Origin of the sequence: Nocardioides renjunii (assembly GCF_034661175.1) — a bacterium.
GTDB lineage: Bacteria > Actinomycetota > Actinomycetes > Propionibacteriales > Nocardioidaceae > Nocardioides > Nocardioides renjunii.
Window position 1 is genome coordinate 2,755,468 of record NZ_CP141058.1, and the last position, 16,734, is coordinate 2,772,201.

Genomic DNA, 16,734 nt, shown 5'->3' on the forward strand with positions numbered 1-16,734 from the left:
GAGGGACCTGCGACCGGTCAGCGACCGGCGAGGACGTGCAGCTGGGTCGCGAGGGGAAGGTATTCCGGGCGGGTGGCGACGGCGCGCTCGAGCTCGAGGAGGGCAGCCGTCGCACCGGGCTCGACGTCGAGGAGGCTGCCGGGCACCAGGTCGGCGAACACCCGGACCGCCTGCACGGACGCCGGCTGCAGGCCGGCCGCGGCGAGCAGGTCGACCACGTCGTCGTGGGTGAAGCGGCGCCCGCCCCGGTGCCCGGACCCGGCCGCCGGGCCTGCGTCGAGCAGCTCGCGAGCGGCTTGGAAGTGTCCGGCCATGGCGCGCGCCACCACGGCGGCGTGACGCTGGGCCACCAGCAGGCTGAGGTGACCACCGGGACGTAGCACCGCGGCGATCGAGGAGAGGGAGGCGGCGGGGTCGTCGACCATCTCCAGGACGCCGTGGCACAGGACGAGGTCGGCCTCGTCGACGAGGTCGCCCAGGTCGGACAGGTCGCCCTGCTGGCCGGTGACGCGGTCGGCCACCCCGCGCTCGCGGGCCCGGCGGTCGAGGGCCGCGAGCGCGTCGGGACTGGGGTCGATGACCTGGACGGTGTGGCCGAGCTCGGCCAGGGGCACCGCGAAACCGCCCGTGCCGCCGCCGATGTCGACGATCCGGACCGGCTCGCCGGGAGTGCCGTCGTCCAGCAGGCGGCGTACGCCCTCCCACACCACGCCGGTGCGGACGGACTGGCGGCGGTCGCTCGCGGAGGGCTGTGCCATGCGGGCAACCCTAGTGGTGCCGCCGTGGCAAGGCCGCTCATCCCGGGCTCCCCGGGCTGCGGTGCCACAGCTTGCGCGCGACGTCGCGGGCATCGTCGCCGGCGGGCCTGACGTCGGCGTAGGGCGAGAGCTGGAAGCCACTGGTGTGCACGAGGACCCGGCGCCGGGCCGGCTCGTGGTCGTCCTGCGCCAGCGCCTCGGGGACGCGGGCCAGCTCGGCCCGCACCAGCCCGACGCCCTCCTCGTCGGTGCGACCGCGCTGCCACAGCGCGTGCAGGACCGGCAGCTCCCACGCGCCGGTGGCGCGCACCGAGACACCGCGGCGTCCCGTGCGCCGCAGCTCACCGCGCACCAGCAGCAGCCAGGACGAGAACACGGTGGTGGCGTAGGGGCCCTGTGCGTCCTCGAAGAACGTGGCGTCGACCGGTCCGGTTCCGTCGTCGAGGGTCAGGAACACCACCCGGCGACCGGACCTGATCGGCGGGGTCTGGGTGGCGACCTTCACCCCCGCCACCAGCAGCTCGGCACGGCTGCGGCGGCGCAGCAGGTCGCGGCTGCGGGTCACCCCGAGCGCGTCGAGGAACGGGTCGTAGGCGGCGACGGCGTGCTGGCTGACGTCGAGGCCGAGGATCTCCAGCTCGGCCCGCATCCGCTCCACGGTCGTCATCTCGGGCAGCCCCGTCGGCTGCTCCCCCGGCTCGCCCGGCTCGTCGCCCAGCCGGAGCGTGAGCTGCACCGAGTCCGCCGCGACCACCGGCCGGGCCGCCCGCGACTGGGCCGCCGCGCGGGCCCAGACCCCGCCGTCGGCGAGGGCGTGCCGCTCGACGGGCCCCGACGCCGCCCGGACGGCGGGGTCGGAGCTGTTGCGCGCTGCCGCGTCCACCGCCGCGGTGGTGGCCGGGAGGGGCGTACGACGGGTCGCCGGTGCGCGGCCGCGGGCCCGCGAGGCGCGGTCGATCGAGCGGGCGTGGAGGTCGAGCTCGGCGACCTGGAGCAGCAGGTCGCGCCGGGTCACCCGGCCGCGCCGGGTGACGGCCTGCTCCCCCGACCCGATGCCGTAGACCCCGTCGAACCCGCCCGCCAGCACCAGCCGCTCGAGGATCGGCCGGGACACCCGTGCGCGGTGGAAGAAGTCGGACAGGGAGACGTAGGGGGCGCCGTCGCGGGCCTCCACGATGCGGGCGACCTCCGACTCGCTGATGCCCTTGACGTCGGTGAGGGAGAGCCGGATCGCGTGCCCGCCCCCGCCGGTCTCGCCGTCACTGGCGTCGCCCTCGTCCTCGTCGCCCTGGTCCTCGTCGCCCTCGTCCTCGTCACGCTCGACGACGTAGGTGGACGCGCTCGCGTTGACGTCGAGGCCGCGGACGCCGACACCGAACTGGCGGGCGTCGTCGAGGATGAGCCGCTTGGGGTACATGCCGGGGTCGTGGGTGAGCACACCGGCCAGGAAGTGGGCCGGCCAGTGGGCCTTGAGCCACGCCGACTGGTAGGTCGGGAGCGCGAAGGCGGCGGCGTGGGCCTTGCAGAACCCGAACGACGCGAAGGCCTTCAGCACCTTCCAGATCTCCTCGACCAGCGACACGTCGTAGCCCCGGGCCAGCGCACGGGGACCGAACCATGCCCTGGTCGCGGCCATCCCGTCGGGATCGCCGAGCGCACGGCGCTTCTCGTCGGCCTCGGCGAAGGAGACGCCGCCGAACCGGGCGATGATCTCGATGACCTGCTCGTGGAACACCACCACGCCGCGGGTCGGACCGAGGATGGGCCGCAGGTCGTCGTGGAGGTAGTGGGCGGTCCGCCACCCCTGCTTGACCTCGAGGTAGGGGGTGATCATGTCGCTCTTGACCGGCCCCGGACGGAACAGCGAGATGTCGGTGATGATGTCGTCGAAGCTCTCGATGCCGGACTTGCCGACGAGCTCGCGCTGACCGGGCGACTCGATCTGGAAGACGCCGAGGGTCCGCGCCGTGCTGATCATGTCGAAGGTCGTCGAGTCGTCGAAGGGCACCACCACCTCGTCGTCGAGGTCGATGCGGACGCCGTCGACCCGCTCCACCTCCGCGACCGCGTGCGCCATCGCCGACTGCATCCGGATGCCGAGGACGTCGAGCTTGAGCAGGCCGAGCTCCTCGACGTCGTCCTTGTCGAACTGGCTCATCGGGAAGCCGGCCCAGGACGCCTCGACCGGCGTGCGGTCGAGCAGCGTCGCGTCGGACAGCAGCACGCCGCAGGGGTGGACCGCGATGTGCCGCGGCAGGCCGTCGAGGCGCTCGACGAGGCCAAAGAAGCGGTCGAGGCCGCCGTCGGCGAGGCCGCCGACCCGCAGCTCGGGGAGGTCGCGCAGCGCCATCCGGGCGTCGCGGGCGCGGATGTGGGGGAACGCCTTGGCGATGGCGTCGATCTCGCCCGGCGGCATCCCGAGCGCGGCGCCAACGTCGCGGACGGCGTGGCGGACGCGGTAGGTGTCCATCATCGACACGCACACGCACCGCTCGCCACCGAACCGGTCGAGGATCGCGCGGTAGACCTCCTCGCGCCGGGCGGACTCCACGTCGATGTCGATGTCGGGCAGCGAGGCGCGCAGCGGCGACAGGAACCTCTCCATCAGCAGGCCGTGGCGGATCGGGTCGACGCCGGAGATGCCGAGCAGGTAGTTGACGAGGCTCCCGGCACCCGAGCCGCGCGCCGCCCGCCGCACACCCATCTCGCCGATCAGGTCGGTGACGTCGGCGACGGTGAGGAAGTAGGAGGCGTAGCCCAGCGTGCGGATGGTCTCGAGCTCCTGGTCGAGCCTCGTCCAGATCCGCATCCTCGGCGCGTCGCCGTAGCGCGCGCCGACCGCCGACTCGCAGCGCTGGCGGAGCGCGACGTCGGCGGACGGTGCCGTCGTGTCGGACAGCGCGAGCTCGGGAAAGTGCACCTCACCCAGGCCGAGGTCGGTGCGCGGGTCGAGCGCGCACCTGTCGGCGACCGCTCGGGTCCGCGCGAGCAGCCGCCGGGCCTCCCCGTCACTGTCGTGCCCGAGCCCGGCGAGCCGGCACACCTCCTCGGCGACCTCGTGCATCTGCTTGCCGGACTTGAGGAAGCCCTCGGCGTTGCCCCGGCCGGCGTCGGGGCCGATGTCGCGCAGGCTGGCCGAGCCGAGGGGGACGAGCCGGCGGGCGGCGTCGAGGACGTCGACGGTCGGGGCGTCGAGCCGGTCGGCGTAGCGCACGGCGTTGGTCAGCACCGTGGTGAGGCCGGCGGTGCGGGCGATGCCGGCCATCCGGGCCGCGTGGGGGGACGAGCCCGGTCCCCACGCTCCCTGCCGGCCACCGAGCCGGTGGGAGACGAGCTCGACGACGAGGTTCTCCCGGGCGACGACCTCGAGCCAGGGAGCGAGCGCGGCGAGCCCGAGGTCGTCACGGCGCCGGGTCGCGGCGACTCCCAGCTCCGAGGACGGGCCGAGCAGGACGAGCACGTCACCGCCGGCGAGGTGGGGAGCCACCACGTCGAGGGTGGCGACCGGACGGCCGCGCTCCCCCGACAGGTGGACCGCGGAGACCATCCGGCAGAGCGCGGCCCAGCCGGTCCGCCCGCTGGCGAGGAACGTCACCCGGGCGCTGCCACCCTGCTGGGAGGAGGGGTCGCGCAGCGCGCCGCCACGCACGGGTGTACGCCGCGGGGCCGGTCGACCCGCGCCTGCGGGACCGGGGCCGGTCGGCGCGACCGCGAGGTCGACACCCAGCACCGGGCGGATGCCGGCCGACTCGGCGGCGCGGACGAACTTCACCGCGCCGTAGGTGCCGTCGCGGTCGGTGAGCGCGAGCGTGTCCATCTCCTGCTCCGCGGCCCGCTCCACCAGGACGTGCGGGTGCGAGGCGCCGTACTGGAGGGAGTAGCCGGAAGCGACGTGGAGGTGGACGAACGGGTCAGGCGACACTGGCGTGCGGCACCAGGCCCAGCGCCTGCTCGACCACCGCCAGGAACCGGTCGGAGTCGCGGACCAAGTCGTCGGCCTCGCGCTCGGTGACGGCGCGCGTCGACCCGGCCTCGGCGGCGGCCCGCTTGGCGGCGCCGGCGGCGAAGAAGCTCGCCCACTCGGACAGCTCAGGAGCGACCTCGGCCAGCAGCACCCACGCGTTCTTCTGCCGCCGACCGCGCGGTGCCGGCCGGGCACGCGCCGCGAGCAGCGCCGCCGCGGCGCACAGCGCCGCGACGTGGGCGCAGGCGTAGCGGGTGGGCACGTCGCGTGCGGTGATCGCGTCGTGCAGGGAGGTCGCCGACCGCTGCAGGTAGTGGTGGGCGGTGGCCGGGAGCAGGTGGGGAGTCATCACGTCGCTCCCCTCAGTCCAGGCAGCCGACGAGCTGCCAGCGCCCGTCGGTCCAGTCGAAGGACAGGTCGAAGACGCCGTAGGTCTCCTGCTCGCCGCGGCCGGCCTCCACCCGCCACAGCTCGCGCTCGGCCACCAGGTCGGCCACCGGGTCGGACACCGCACCGTCGTCGCCCCGCCCCTGCCACCACGGGCCGGTCTCCACCCAGTGGGCGACGATCGCCCGCACCTTCCACAACCGCCCGCGCCACAGGAACTGGTCGGGGTCCTCCGCCTCGCCTCGTCGCACCTCGACGGGGTCGTCGTACTGCCTCATCGCGCCTCCTCGACACATCCGTCGACCCCGGGGCCGACCCGGGCGGAGGTGGGGGTCGAGGTCACCGCCACCCGGGTCGCATCGAACATGTGTTCGAACACCCAGAACGGTACTACCCCCCACCGACAACGCGTCAAGGCCCGTCCACCGATCCGGCGGACGCGGCGCCAATCGGTCAGTCGTCGCGCAGGTGGGACGTGGTCTCGCGCTGCCAGAGGAAGAAGACCAGGGCGAGGCCCTCGACGATGACCAGCGCGGAGAGCACCACGAAGATCACCGGCAGGTGCGCGTCGAGGCAGACGGCGCCGACGAGGACGCCGACGCCGGCGGTGGCGGCGAGGACCGGCCGGGTCCAGGCGTGCCCGCCGAGGAAGAACGAGCCGAGGACCAGCGCGAGCAGGGCGAAGCCGACGAACGCCACCACCGACAGCGCGACGAAGCCGGGCACGATCGGGCTCTCGCGCAGCTGCTCGATCCCACCCTGGGCGAGGATGTCCTGGGCCGACGGGTTGCCCTCCGCCCAGCCGAGGACCACCTCGTCGCGCATCCACCAGATCAGCAGGGTGATCACGCCGGAGGTGGCCACGATCAGGCCCAGCGCTCGCACGCTGTTGAGCACAGGTCCGGGCAGGTCGCGCGCCATCTGATGTCCCCCTGGGCAGTCGTCGTCGTCGCTAGGCTCGCATCATGTCGATCGAGCACGCATCCGTCGCCTCATTCCGAGGCGAGCTCTCCCGGCGCGGCGGCACCGGTGACGTGGTCATCCTGCCCGACAGCGCCCACACCGCGGCACTCGCCGCGGCGGCCCTCGGCTGCGAGGTCGGCGCCATCGCCAACAGCCTCCTCTTCGACGCCGACGGCGAGCCGGTGCTGATCCTCACCTCGGGCGCCCACCGCGTGGACACCGGGGCGGTCGCGGCGCGCATCGGCGTGGGTCGCCTCAAGAGGGCCGACCCCGACTTTGTGCGCCGCCACACCGGCCAGGTGATCGGCGGCGTCTCCCCCATCGACCACCCCGCCCCGATCCGCACGTGGATCGACCCGTGGCTGCGACAGCACGACGTGGTGTGGGCGGCGGCCGGGCACCCGGCGGCCGTGTTCTCCTCGACCTATGACGAGCTGGTCGCGATGACGGGCGCCGTCGAGGTCGAGGTGGAGCCCGAGGTGCAGTCCGAGGTCGACGAGCCGTGACGTCGGACGAGGCTGGCAGGATCGACGCGTGGACGCCCTCGCACTGACCTTCTCCAGCGGGTGGGCGAGCGGCATCAACGCCTACCTCGTCGTCCTGGTGCTGGGCCTCGCCGACCGCTTCGGCACCGTCGCAGACATCCCCGACGTGCTGGGCCGGTGGGACGTCCTCGCCGTGGCCGGATTCCTCTTCACGATGGAGTTCGTCGCGGACAAGATCCCCTACATCGACTCGACGTGGGACGCGTTCTCCACCGCGATCCGACCCACCGCCGGTGCCGTGATCGGCATCCTGCTCGCCGGTGACGCGTCCTCGCTCGACCAGGCCGTGCTCGGCGTCGTCGGCGGCGGCACCGCGCTGCTCAGCCACCTCGCCAAGGCCGGCGGCCGGCTCGCGATCAACTCCTCCCCCGAGCCGGTGACCAACGTCGTCGCCAGCCTCACCGAGGACGCCGCCGTGCTCGGCGTCGTGTGGTTCTCCCTCGAGCACCCGCAGGCGGCCGCGGCCATCGCCGGGGTGCTGCTGCTCGTCGGGCTGGTCCTGCTGGTCGTCCTCACCCGACTGGTCCGACGGGGTTGGCGCCGGTGGAAGAAGAAGGACCCGGTGCACCCCACCGCCTGACCACGACCGGGTCCTAGGGTTCCCCCGTGGCTCGTGTCGTGGTGATCGGTGGCGGCTTCGGCGGCATGGCCGCCGCGGCCCGGCTCGCCAAGCTCGGCCACGAGGTCACCCTCCTCGAGCGCTCGGCCCGGCTCGGTGGCGCCCTGACGACCCTCGAGGTCGACGGCTTCGCGTGGGACGCCGGACCGAGCAGCACGCTGCTCCCGGCCGTCGTGCGCGACCTCTTCCGCAAGTCCGGGCGTCCGCTCGAGCGCGAGGTCGACCTCCAGCCGCTCGACCCGGTGCGCGAGCACCGGTTCGCCGACGGGTCGTCCGTGCGGCTGCCCGGCGGGTCGCGCGCGGCGCAGCTCGCGGCGTTCGAGCAGCTGGGACCGGGCCTCGGACAGCAGTGGGTCGACCACGTCGCGTCGTACGGCGACACGTGGGAGCTGCTGCGCAAGGAGTGGTTCGAGCGCCCCTTCGACGACGACGTCGCACCACGCGAGCTGATCGCCCTGCTCGACCGCCGCGAGTCGCTGCACAAGAGGCTCCGTCGGACGTTCCGCGACGAGCGGCTGCGGCTGGTGGCGGGGCACCGGCTGGTGATGGACGGCCACGCGCTGCGCGACGTGCCCGTCCTCGCCGGCGTCGACGTCTACCTCGAGCAGCGGTTCGGGGCGTGGACCGTGCCCGGTGGGCTCGCCGCGCTGGGCACGGCCATGGCCGACCGGCTCACGCTCCGCGGCGTCAGCGTGCTCACCGGCACGGACGCGACCGACCTGGTCGTGCGCGAGGGCCGGGTCGCCGCGGTGCGGACCCGGCAGGACGGGGTCCGGGCGCAGGTCGACGCCGACCACGCGGTCGTCGCGATCGACCCGCGACGGCTCCCGGCGCTCGCGCCCTACGTCCGGCGCACGACGCCGGCCATGCCTCCCGCGGTCAGCCACGTCGGGCTCGACGGCGACGTGCCCGACCTGCCCCACGAGGTCGTCCTGCACGGCGACCCGCTCCTCGTGGTCCGGACCGGCGGGCGCGCGCCCGCCGGCGGTGCCGCCTGGACGGTGCTGGCCCGCGGCACGATCACCGAGGACGTGCTGACCGGGCTCGCCCGCCACGGCCTCGACGTCCGCGAGCGGGTCGTCGCGCGCGTCGACCGCAGCCCGCGCGAGCTCGTGGAGGCCTGGGGCGGCTCGCCGCACGGCATGCGGTGGCAGGGGCCGCGGACCGCACGCACCCGACTGGGACCACGCACGCCGATCGCAGGCGTGCTGGCCGCGGGCGCCCACGCGACGACGGGCTCGGGGCTGCCGTTCGCCGGGCTCAGCGCGGCCCGCGTCGCCGACCTGGTGGGGCGCGCCTGAGTCAGTGGGCGAGCTCCCACACCACGGTCACCGTCGTCGTCATCGTCGCCTCGCCGGGCTCGAGACCGCCCGCCTGGTCGCGGGCCAGGGCCAGCTTCGCCACCGGGGACGGCCCGTGGCCGCCGTCGGCCTCGACGATCGTCTGCACCGCGCCGAGCCCGGCGCCGGCCATCCGGGCGAGCTGGGCGGCGCGGTCGCGGGCGTCGTGGAACGCCGCCTCGCGGGCCTTGGCCCCGGCACCGTGGTCCTCGGTGACCTCGAGGCCCACGCTGTCGATCGCTAGCCGGTCACCGACCTCGTCGGCGAGCGCAGCCAGCATCGCGCCCGCGGCGGCGAGGTCGGCGCACGCGATGGCGTAGGAGTGGCGCGCCTCGAAGCCGGCCTCGCGGCCCTCGTGGTCGCGGGCCGGCCAGACGGTGATGCCGGTCGAGGCGGTCCGCCGCTCGTCGGTGTGCCGCAGGGCGACCTCGACCACCGACGCGGCGGCGGCCGACATGACCGAGAAGGCCTCCGCGACGCCGCTGCCACGCCCGACCGCCGCGAGCCGGACGACCGCGGAGTCCGGAGCAACGCTGGCGGTGCCGGTCCCGGTCACGGTGACGGTCTGCATGCCCTCACCGTAGTGGGCCCGGCGCGGACCTGTCGGTCAGGCGGTGATGCGGAGGTTGGCGAAGATCTCGCGCGTCGCCCTCGAGCGGTTGAGCGTGTAGAAGTGCAGGCCCGGTGCGCCCGCGTCGAGCAGCGCCTCGCACAGCTCGGTCGCGATGGCGATGCCCTCCGTGCGCAGCCGCTGCGGGTCGTCGGCGAGCGGCGCCAGCCGGTCGGCGACCTCCTGCGGGAGCTGGCGCCGCGAGAGCTCGACCATGCGCTCCATCGAGCGGAGGTTGAGGATCGGCATGATGCCCGGGATGATCGGCAGGTCCGCGCCGACCGCCCGCGCCCGCTCGACCAGCCCGACGTAGTCGGAGGCGCGGAGCACCATCTCGGTCACGGCGAACTCGGCGCCCGCGTCGTACTTGCCCTTGAGCACCCGTGCGTCCGCGTCGAGGTCCGCGGCGTCGACGTGGCCCTCCGGGAAGGCCGCGACGCCGATCCGCATGTCGGGGCGCCGGCGGATCAGCGCGACCAGCTCGTCGGCGTACGTCAGGCCGCCCTCGGTCGGGGTCCACGGCGTCCCCGGGCCGCCCGGCGGGTCGCCGCGCAGCGCCATCACGTGCCGTACGCCGGCCTCGCTGAGCTCGTCGAGGATGGCGCCGATCTCGTCGGTGGTGTGGCCCACGCAGGTCAGGTGCGCCACTGGCAGCATGCTCGTCTCCCGGGCGATGCGCTCGGTGATCGCGACCGTGCGGTCGCGGGTGGTGCCGCCGGCGCCGTAGGTCACCGAGACGAACGTCGGCCCGAAGGGCTCGAGCTCGGTGATCGCCTGCCACAGCTGCTGCTCCCCCGCCTCGTCCTTGGGCGGGAAGAACTCGAAGGAGAAGGACCGGTCGCCACGCTCCAGGAGCTCGCGCATGCTCAGGTCCCGTCCGTGCGTCATGCGCAACAGCCTACGGATGACCGGAATGCGTCGGGCACCTGTCCCACTGTCTAGGCTGCTCGCGTGACGACCTGGGACCCCGCCGCCTTCCGCGACCAGGTCCAGCAGGTGCTCGACGACTTCCTCGCCGCGCGCGAGGCCGAGCTCGCGCCCCTCGGGCCCGACGCCGGCCGGCTCGTCGCGGAGGCCCGCACCGCGGTCCGTGGCGGCAAGCGGTTCCGGGCGTCGTTCTGCCACTGGGGCTACCGCGCGATCCGGCCGGAGGTCGCCGACCCGGCCGCCCTCGCCCGCGCGTGCGCCTCGCTGGAGGTGCTGCACGCCAGCGCCCTGGTGCACGACGACTACATGGACGCCTCCGACACCCGGCGCGGCCGCCCCGCCACCCACCGGACCTTCGAGGCCGAGCACCGAGCGGCGGGCTGGCGCGGCGCCCCCGAGCAGTACGGCGCCGCGGCGGCCATCCTGCTCGGCGACCTCCTCCTCGGCTGGGCCGGCGACATGCTGCGCGGCAGCGGCTTCGGCACCCAGGAGACGGCGGCCGGCCTCGCCCTGTTCGAGCAGTGCCGCAGCGAGGTGATCGCGGGTCAGTTCCTCGACGTGTCCGTGCAGGCGCGCGGGCGCGCCGACGTCGACACCGCCATGACGGTGCTGCGCTACAAGTCCGCGAAGTACTCCATCGAGCGTCCTCTCCACATCGGGGCGGGGCTCGCCGGCGCCGCGGCCGACCAGATCGAGCAGCTCACCCGCTTCGGACTGCCCCTCGGCGAGGCCTTCCAGCTCCGTGACGACCTGCTCGGGGTCTTCGGCGACCCCGAGGAGACCGGCAAGCCGGCCGGCGACGACCTGGTGGAGGGCAAGCGGACGGTCCTCGTCGCGCTCGCCCTGGACGCGGCCTCGCCGGCCGCCGCCCGTCGCCTCGACGGCGCACTCGGTACGCCGCTCGGCCCCGCCGACGTCGACGAGCTGCGCGGCATCATCGAGGACTCGGGCGCCCGCGCCCAGGTCGAGGACGTCATCGGGGCGCTCACCGACCGTGCGGTGGCTGCCCTGCAGCCGGCCGACGTCGACGACCACGCCCGCGTCGTGCTGACCGAGCTCGCCGCCGCCGCCACGCAGCGGACGCTCTGACCGCTGCCCGTCCCGGGCCGCGGGGGTGGCGGCCCTCAGTCCAGGCTGGGGACCCCGGGCACGACCGGGCCCTCGCCGCGCAGCAGCACCGCGAAGGGGATGCCGCGATCGGCGTGGACCCGGGAGCCGAGCACGCTGAGCGCGATGCTGAAGGCCTTCTCGTCCGAGCGAGCCAGGGTGGCCCACCCGTCCCAGAGCAGCACCACGCCGTCGTGACCGGTGCCGACGTCGTGGAGGCAGTCGGCGAGCGCGTCGAAGTTCTGGCCGTAGTGGTCCGGGAAGTCGAGCGCCTCCCCGACGGCGGCGAGGAACGCCGGCTTGGTGTCGGCGCCGGTCCAGCCGTCGACGTGCCCGAACCCCCAGCCGGCGTGCTCGACGGTGTGGCGGACGTCCTCGGGGTCGAAGGCGGCGTGCCACAGGTAGAGGTCAGGCGCCTCGCGCCCCGCGAGCAGCGCTGCCAGGCCGCTCACGGCGAGCCTGCGATGCGCGAGAAGGACCGGTAGTGGTCGGCGGTCCAGTAGAGCTCGCCGCCCTGACCGGCCACGATGCGTCGGGCGCCGCGGTCTGACGAGCCGGGCGTCGGCACGGTGAACTCGCGGTAGTAGCCCCGCGCCCGGTCGGGCAGCAGCTCCTCGCGGTTCTCGAACGTCACCCCGTCGCGGTCCTCGGGGAACGGTGGCCCGTCCGCGATCGCCTCGACGATGCGAGTCGCCTCGGGCGGCAGGTCGTCGAGCCGCACCACCGGGAGGCCGCTCCCGGGGTCGGTGGCTCCCGACGCGGACGGCGGTGGGGTCGCCGGGAAGTTCGTCGAGTCCCTCGTGGGGGTGGCGGCCACCGTCGGTGAGGAGAAGTCCGGCTCCGAGGCCCGCTCCGACGTCGCGTCCTCCGCGCCCGCTCCCGAGTCGGTGCCGTCCCGGTCGGCGGGGATGAACATCGACACCAGCAGGATGGCCGCGGCGACCAGCAGCACCAGCCACCGGTAGCGCCGCCGTCCCGCCGACGCGGCCATCAGTACTCCAGCACCTGCGCGCGCCGCTTGACCTCGCTGCCGCGGTTCTCTCGCAGCGCGTCGATCGGGCGGCCGGGGAGGTCGTCGTCGGTGAAGAGCCAGGCGATGCACTCACGGTCGTCGAACCGGTGGTCGTGCAGCAGGGTCAGCAGCCCCGGCAGGCCCTTGACCACGAGGCCGTCGTGGATGAACTCGGCCGGCACGCGCGGCCCGGCGCCGGGCCAGGGGACGGCGGCGGCCAGCTCGTGCTCGCGGATCATGGTGCGGACCTTGCCGGGCGTCACGCCGAGCAGCTGGGCGACCTCGCTCCAGTCGAGCCACTCCGGCACGAGGGCCGCCAGGTCACGGTCGGCCAGGGGTACGTCACTCATGCGCGAAGCCTAGGTGAGGCGGCCCGGGAGGCGGGAGTTGTGGGCGCGGCGGGCGCCGCCTAGCGTGTGGCGGATGCACCCCCTCCGCTCCGTGCTCGCCGCGGCCCTGGTCGGCCTGATGGCGCTCACGCTCTCCCCCGTCGCCTCCCCCGCGTCGGCCGACCACCACAACGGCGCCGCACCGGGTCCCATCCACGCCGGCAACACCTTCGGCTGGTACCAGCACGGGGTGTTCCGCCAAGAGTTCATTGGCCCGAAGCCGGGCTACTGGAAGAAGTCCGGCCGCGGGATCGTACGGACGCAGAACGGCATGCTCACCCTGATGACCACCCGCAAGGGCAGCGTCGCGGCCACGCTCGACCTCCCCGGCCACACCTACGGCCGCTGGGAGATCCGGATGCGCGCGCGCCGCATGGACAAGACGCAGGGCGGCAAGGACTACAAGGTGGTCACCGAGCTGGTCCCGGCCGGCAGCCGCGACCAGCACTGCGGCGGGCGCGACATCGGGGTCCAGAACTTCACGGTGGGCACCAACACGGTGAAGTCCTACGTCCACACGCTGCCCAACAGCTCCTACCGCGGCTTCCACGGCCGCCATCTCGAGAACGACCGCTGGCACACCTACGCCGTCGAGGTCGCCGAGGACCACATCTCGTGGTTCGTCGACGCGCACGTCATCAACACCGAGCGCCGTCCCGAGGCCCTCGACCCGGTGCGCCGCCAGCTCAAGTTCGAGCTGCGTGCCCGCGACGGCGCCACGATGCACCCGGCCCGGATGCAGATGGACTGGATGCGCTACTGGACGATGCGTGCCCCCAACGAGCGCTCGATCAAGGCCCCGCCGTTCGAGCTGAGCTCGTTCCCCGCCGCCTGCTGACCCGCCTCCCGGCCCTCCGCCCGGGCAGCGCCCGACACGCCCGGCCGGCGCCCCGACACGCCCGTGCGGAGCCGGGTCGGTAACGTCGAGTGCTCGTTCGCGCGCTTCCCTCCCGGGTCCCCGGACCCGGGCGCAACGGACGAGCAAGGAGAGCAGCCGTGCCCCGACCCGACCGCACCCCGACCCGCAGCATCGCCCGGAGCCGCCCGGGAACGACCCTGGCGAACCTCGTGCTCGGCCTCGCGGTGACCTGTGGCTCGCTCGGGGTCGCCGCACCGGCCCGCGCGGACCACGAGCGCCTGCCTGCCGGCCGCACCCCGGTCTCGTACGTCGTCCAGCCCGGCGACACCGCCTCCGGACTGGCCGTCAGGTTCCACGCGTGGACCGCGGAGATCCTCGCCCACAACCACCTCGGCAGCGCCGGGCGCCTGCGGGTGGGGCAGGAGATCGTGATCCCGGTCGTGCGCACGGGCGGGTCGCCGGACGACGACCGTGCCGCCGCGGCGTGGCAGCACCCCGACGGCGACCGGGAGAAGGTGCGCCGGGTGATCGCCGGGGCCGCACGCCGTCACGACGTCGACCCGCACCTGGCGCTGGCCGTGGCCTGGCAGGAGTCGGGGTGGCAGATGGACGTGGTGTCGCACGCGCGTGCGATCGGCGCCATGCAGGTCCTGCCCTCCACGGGTCGCTGGATGGAGCACTACGCCGGCAGGCCGCTCGACCTGCGCCGCCTCGGCGACAACGCGAGGGCCGGGGTCCTGCTGCTCCGCGTGCTCGCGACCCACACCGAGCGCCGCGCGCACAAGATCGGCGCCTACTACCAGGGCCTCGGCGCGGTGCGCCGCCACGGCCTCTACGACAAGACCCGCACGTACGTCCGCAACGTCGAGGCCATCAAGCGCCGCCTCGAGGACGGCCGGCCACCGGCCTGAGCGTCCGCGCCCGGCAGGCGCGGGACGCCACGCCACGCCGGAGCCCGCGCGTCGGCGTGGCCGCACGCGGCCCTTCCGTACGATGGTCGCGCCGGATCCTTCCCCGTCCGGCGTTGGAGGTCGATCAGTGGAGCCATCCGAGCACGCCCGCGCAGCCGCGCCCGGCGTGTCTGGCGACCCCTTGGTCGGACGGCTGCTGGACCGTCGCTACCGCATCCTCTCCCGGGTGGCCCGCGGCGGCATGGCCAGTGTCTACGAGGCCACCGACACCCGCCTCGACCGGACGGTCGCGGTGAAGGTGATGCACCCCGGCCTCGGCGACGACCAGGCGTTCGCGGAGCGGTTCGTGCGCGAGGCCCGCGCCGCGGCCCGCCTCAACCACCCCCACGTGGTGGGTGTCTACGACCAGGGCGACGACACCTCCGACGGCACCGACACCGTCTTCCTGGTCATGGAGTACGTGCCCGGCCACACGCTGCGCGACGTGATCCGCAAGGAGGCGCCGATGCCTCCCACCCGGGCGCTCGCGCTGCTGGAGCCGGTCGTCTCGGCGCTCGCCGCCGCCCATCGCGCCGGGCTGGTGCACCGCGACGTGAAGCCCGAGAACGTCCTCATCGCCGACGAGGCGCACGGCGGCCGGGTGAAGGTGGCCGACTTCGGCCTGGCCAAGGCGGTCAGCGCCGACACCCAGCACACCGCCACCGGCGGGGTGCTGATCGGCACCGTGTCCTACCTCGCTCCCGAGCTCGTGGTCGACGGCAGGGCCGACGCCCGCGCCGACGTCTACGCCGCCGGGGTCGTGCTCCACGAGCTGCTGACCGGGAAGAAGCCGCACGAGGGAGAGTCGCCGATCCAGGTGGCCTACCGCCACGTGCACCACGACGTCCCCATGCCGTCGGTGCTGCAGCCCGACATCCCCGACTACGTCGACGCGCTCGTCGCCCGCGCCACCTCGCGCGACCGCGACCAGCGTCCCGCCGACGCGACGGTGCTGCTGCACCACCTGCACCGCGTCGAGCAGGCGCTGCGCGACGGACTCGCGTCTGACCCGGACCTCGCCACCGACCTCCTCCCCCGCCGGGTCCCCGGCGACGACGGCGCGGGCACCGCCGGCGACACCCGCAACGACACCACGCCCGAGCCGTTCGACGCCGGCGCGCTGGCCCTGCTCACCGAGGTCGACCCGCGCGACTCCGGGCTCGTCGCCGACGGCAGCCCGGACCGGACGACCGCCCTCGAGCGCCACCTCGTGCCCTCGACGGGTCCCGCGCCGGCCCCGATGACCGAGCCGATGACGACCACGCCGCGCCCGGACGGCACGGGGTCCGTCGAGGCGGCGACCACCGCGCTGCCCGCAAGCGCCGACGCGCCGCGTCGTCCGGGCCCCGCTCCCGGGCGGGCGCCGTCGAAGGTCGCCCCCGTCGCCACGACCGCGAGTCGCCGCTCCCGGAAGGGTCCGATCGCGTTCGTGCTCGCCGTCCTGCTGGTGGCCGGGGTCGGCGCGGGGGCCTGGTGGTTCGGCTGGGAGCGCTACACGACCACGCCCGGCGTCCTGTCGGTCGACGAGGCCACGGCGACCGCCGAGCTCGAGTCCGCCGGCCTGGAGGCCGAGGTCGGCGAGCCGGCATACTCCGAGAACCTCGCCGCCGGGCTGGTCATCTCGACCGATCCCGGTCCCGGCGACCGGGTCCTCGACGGCGGCACCGTCACCCTGGTCCTCTCCCTCGGCCCGGAGCGCTACGGCGTGCCTGACCTGGCCGGGCAGACCGAGGACCAGGCGCAGGACGCGCTGGCCGCGACCAACCTCGACTTCGGCGAGAGCGTCGGCCGGTGGAGCGAGACGGTGCCCGAGGGACAGGTCATCCGCACCTCGCCGAAGGTGGGAACGGTCCTCAAGCCGGGCGCCACCGTCGACCTGGTGCTCAGCCGCGGCCGTAAGCCGATCGAGGTCAAGGACTGGACCGGCCGGTCGTTCGACGCCGCCCGGACCGCGCTGGAGAAGCGCAGGCTCGAGGTGAGCGTGGCCGGCGAGGAGTACAGCGACACCGTCCCCGAGGGCACCGTCATCTCGCAGGACCCCGCGACCGGCACGCTGTTCCGCGGCGACACGGTGTCGTTCGTGGTCTCGCTGGGACCGGAGCTGGTCGAGGTGCCGCGGCTCGAGGCGATGGGCGTCGAGGCGGCCACGGACGTGCTCGAGGACCTCGGCTTCGAGGTCGAGACCGAGCAGGCCCAGATCTACCTCGGCCTCGGCTACGTCTCGAGCTCGGACCCCGGTGAGGGCGAGCGCGTGCCCAAGGGATCCACGATCACGTTGTTCGTCGTCTGAGGTCCTAGCCTGTC

17 protein-coding genes are annotated in these 16,734 nt (G+C 74.5%); 7 read left to right on the forward strand and 10 right to left on the reverse strand.

Going from position 1 to position 16,734, the window contains the following annotated elements; genetic code table 11:
• Positions 1–17 precede the first annotated feature (17 nt).
• The 5 genes from SHK17_RS13140 to SHK17_RS13160 all read right to left on the reverse strand — a co-directional run bounded on the left by SHK17_RS13140 (position 18) and on the right by SHK17_RS13160 (position 6,030).
• A complete protein-coding gene (locus SHK17_RS13140; RefSeq protein WP_172274144.1) occupies positions 18–758 on the reverse strand; it encodes a methyltransferase domain-containing protein in 741 nt (246 codons plus the stop codon).
• A gap of 37 nt (positions 759–795) precedes the next feature.
• Complete coding sequence (locus tag SHK17_RS13145; protein ID WP_322919505.1) at positions 796–4,680, reverse strand: DNA polymerase III subunit alpha; 3,885 nt, start codon at positions 4,678–4,680, stop codon at positions 796–798.
• Positions 4,670–5,071: an SAV_6107 family HEPN domain-containing protein gene (locus SHK17_RS13150; protein WP_172275095.1), complete on the reverse strand. Its 402-nt coding sequence runs from the start codon at positions 5,069–5,071 to the stop codon at positions 4,670–4,672. The genes SHK17_RS13145 and SHK17_RS13150 overlap by 11 nt, the downstream gene beginning before the upstream one ends.
• Before the next feature lie 13 nt (positions 5,072–5,084).
• Positions 5,085–5,387, reverse strand: a complete 303-nt coding sequence (locus SHK17_RS13155; protein ID WP_322425464.1) for a DUF6504 family protein — start codon at positions 5,385–5,387, stop codon at positions 5,085–5,087.
• A 175-nt stretch (positions 5,388–5,562) separates the two neighbouring features.
• Complete coding sequence (locus tag SHK17_RS13160; RefSeq protein ID WP_172274135.1) at positions 5,563–6,030, reverse strand: hypothetical protein; 468 nt, start codon at positions 6,028–6,030, stop codon at positions 5,563–5,565.
• 44 nt (positions 6,031–6,074) lie between these two features.
• Between SHK17_RS13160 and SHK17_RS13165 the strand changes: the two genes are divergently transcribed.
• Genes SHK17_RS13165 through SHK17_RS13175 form a run of 3 tightly spaced genes read left to right on the forward strand, consistent with a single transcriptional unit; the run spans position 6,075 to position 8,537 of the window.
• Positions 6,075–6,578: a YbaK/EbsC family protein gene (locus SHK17_RS13165; protein WP_322425465.1), complete on the forward strand. Its 504-nt coding sequence runs from the start codon at positions 6,075–6,077 to the stop codon at positions 6,576–6,578.
• Positions 6,579–6,606: 28 nt separating this feature from the next.
• The gene (locus SHK17_RS13170; protein ID WP_322425466.1) at positions 6,607–7,197 is read left to right on the forward strand and encodes a DUF4126 domain-containing protein; all 591 of its coding nucleotides are present in this window, start codon (positions 6,607–6,609) and stop codon (positions 7,195–7,197) included.
• Between the two features lie 26 nt (positions 7,198–7,223).
• Complete coding sequence (locus SHK17_RS13175) at positions 7,224–8,537, forward strand: phytoene desaturase family protein (RefSeq protein ID WP_322919506.1); 1,314 nt, start codon at positions 7,224–7,226, stop codon at positions 8,535–8,537.
• Position 8,538: 1 nt separating this feature from the next.
• Here the strand turns inward: SHK17_RS13175 and SHK17_RS13180 are convergent, their stop codons facing one another.
• The gene (locus SHK17_RS13180; protein WP_322919507.1) at positions 8,539–9,147 is read right to left on the reverse strand and encodes an SIMPL domain-containing protein; all 609 of its coding nucleotides are present in this window, start codon (positions 9,145–9,147) and stop codon (positions 8,539–8,541) included.
• Between the two features lie 36 nt (positions 9,148–9,183).
• Positions 9,184–10,074, reverse strand: coding sequence for a methylenetetrahydrofolate reductase [NAD(P)H] (metF, locus tag SHK17_RS13185; protein ID WP_322919508.1), 891 nt, complete (start codon positions 10,072–10,074; stop codon positions 9,184–9,186).
• Positions 10,075–10,137: 63 nt separating this feature from the next.
• Here metF and SHK17_RS13190 point away from each other — a divergent pair, with 63 nt between their 5' ends.
• A complete protein-coding gene (locus tag SHK17_RS13190; RefSeq protein WP_322919510.1) occupies positions 10,138–11,202 on the forward strand; it encodes a polyprenyl synthetase family protein in 1,065 nt (354 codons plus the stop codon).
• 35 nt (positions 11,203–11,237) lie between these two features.
• On the opposite strand, the gene SHK17_RS13195 is transcribed toward SHK17_RS13190, so the two are convergent.
• Genes SHK17_RS13195 through SHK17_RS13205 form a run of 3 tightly spaced genes read right to left on the reverse strand, consistent with a single transcriptional unit; the run spans position 11,238 to position 12,582 of the window.
• Positions 11,238–11,672, reverse strand: a complete 435-nt coding sequence (locus SHK17_RS13195; RefSeq protein ID WP_172274114.1) for a barstar family protein — start codon at positions 11,670–11,672, stop codon at positions 11,238–11,240.
• Positions 11,669–12,211 carry a ribonuclease domain-containing protein gene (locus tag SHK17_RS13200; RefSeq protein ID WP_322919511.1) on the reverse strand — a complete coding sequence of 181 codons (543 nt, stop codon included), beginning with the start codon at positions 12,209–12,211 and terminating at the stop codon, positions 11,669–11,671. The genes SHK17_RS13195 and SHK17_RS13200 overlap by 4 nt, the downstream gene beginning before the upstream one ends.
• Positions 12,211–12,582: a helix-turn-helix domain-containing protein gene (locus SHK17_RS13205; protein WP_172274111.1), complete on the reverse strand. Its 372-nt coding sequence runs from the start codon at positions 12,580–12,582 to the stop codon at positions 12,211–12,213. Before SHK17_RS13205 ends, SHK17_RS13200 begins: the two co-directional genes overlap by 1 nt.
• Positions 12,583–12,655: 73 nt before the next feature.
• On the opposite strand from SHK17_RS13205, the gene SHK17_RS13210 reads away from it, so the two are divergent.
• From SHK17_RS13210 to SHK17_RS13220, 3 genes are all read left to right on the forward strand, one after another.
• Complete coding sequence (locus SHK17_RS13210) at positions 12,656–13,459, forward strand: glycoside hydrolase family 16 protein (protein WP_322919512.1); 804 nt, start codon at positions 12,656–12,658, stop codon at positions 13,457–13,459.
• 158 nt (positions 13,460–13,617) lie between these two features.
• Positions 13,618–14,391 carry a lytic transglycosylase domain-containing protein gene (locus tag SHK17_RS13215; RefSeq protein ID WP_322919514.1) on the forward strand — a complete coding sequence of 258 codons (774 nt, stop codon included), beginning with the start codon at positions 13,618–13,620 and terminating at the stop codon, positions 14,389–14,391.
• A 166-nt stretch (positions 14,392–14,557) separates the two neighbouring features.
• Positions 14,558–16,720 (forward strand): Stk1 family PASTA domain-containing Ser/Thr kinase, encoded by a 2,163-nt coding sequence (locus SHK17_RS13220; protein WP_322919515.1) that lies wholly within the window; start codon positions 14,558–14,560, stop codon positions 16,718–16,720.
• Positions 16,721–16,734: the final 14 nt, after the last annotated feature.